The sequence below is a fragment of the Marinobacter sp. G11 genome (assembly GCF_021282325.1).
Lineage (GTDB): Bacteria > Pseudomonadota > Gammaproteobacteria > Pseudomonadales > Oleiphilaceae > Marinobacter > Marinobacter vinifirmus.
Genome location: NZ_JAJSPB010000094.1, coordinates 1 through 1,393 on the forward strand (window position 1 = coordinate 1; position 1,393 = coordinate 1,393).

General features: G+C 47.2%; 2 pseudogenes. Both read left to right on the top strand.

Annotated elements, in window-relative coordinates:
- Window positions 1-122: 122 nt before the first annotated feature.
- Window positions 123-263 (top strand): annotated as a pseudogene (locus LWH94_RS19140) (ABC transporter ATP-binding protein); the annotation flags it as partial.
- 108 nt (window positions 264-371) lie between these two features.
- Window positions 372-1,265, top strand: a pseudogene (locus LWH94_RS19145) (ABC transporter substrate-binding protein); the annotation flags it as partial.
- Window positions 1,266-1,393 lie beyond the last annotated feature (128 nt).

The window sequence follows — 1,393 nt, forward strand, 5'->3', positions numbered from 1 at the left end:
AGTTGATCGTTTACCGTAAGATTAAAGGGTGCTGGTTTCCGGGCCAAAACAGAGTCTCCGAGCTCGTAAATAATAGCTCGAATTGTAGCACATTTTCGCTTAGGGATTAACCAGACGGAACACTAGCAGAGCAGAACTTTCACTTTGCAGCGTCCCTCGCTGATCGACATTACGTTTTGGAGTACGGGCAGGTTGTGGAAGAAATTGGTTCACACGAGCTGTGCTCCAAAAGGGCTTTGCTAGATCATTATCTCGGTGTATAGCGAAAGGAAATGATAGAAAAGAAGTTTTGAATATTGAAGTGCAGAAACTCAAAAGTTTTGAACAACAATATAATGAATAATCTTGCTGGAGATATAATAATGATAAATATGAAAAAGTTTTTCATGGCGATGATTTTGTCCGCGGTGATCGTTAGCGATGTGCACGCAGAAATATCTGACGATGTTGTGAAAATAGGCTATCTCGTTGATATGTCGGGTGCCTACCGAGATTTGGTTGGGCCAAATGGCCTTGCTGCACTGGAGATGGCGGTGGATGATTTCGGCGGCAAGGTTGGCATTGCTGATATCCAAATCGTTAGCGCTGATGATCGTAATAGCCCCGACGTGGCTTCAAGCACAGTGCGCCGGTGGTTAGAGAATGAAGACGTGGATATGGTGGCGGGATTTGTAGCCTCTTCAGTATCGCTAGCGGTCATTAATGTTCTCAAAGAGAATGATAAGTTAGGCATCGTGTCGGGCTCAGTCGCATCAAGTATCACGAATGAGCATTGCTCTCCGAACCACATTCATTACGTGTACGATACATATCCGTTGGCTGTTGGAACTGCCCGTGCTGTCGTAGAGGAAGGAGGAAAGTCATGGTTTATTCTGACGGCCGACTATAGTGGAGGCCACGAACTTGAAGCGGCTGTTTCAAGTGTTGTTGAGGCGAGTGGAGGTGAAGTCATAAAGACCCTTCGCCATCCGTTCCCTACACCAGACTTTTCTTCATTCATCCTTCAAGCTCAGGCCTCAGGAGCAGATGTAGTTGCTCTAGCTAACGCCGGAGCTGACACGATTAATGCTATCAATACCGCTGGCGAATTTGGCGTGACTCAAACCGGCCAAAAACTTGCAGCATTGCTGCTCTTCCTTACAGAAGTTCACTCGCTTGGAGTTGAAACTGCTCAAGGGATCCAGCTCACTACGGGTTGGTATTGGGATATGAATCCGGAAGCTCGCGCCTGGGCAGACCGGTTCTTTGAAAAAACGGGTGTGCGTCGAGCCTGTAAATAAATCTGTGTAACTGCCCACCCCATTACAGGTGACCGTCCAGGCGGTCACCGAATTCGATAATAAAGCGATTCAGTGCCGGCTTCCAATCACGGATCGGCATCGTCCATTTCTTT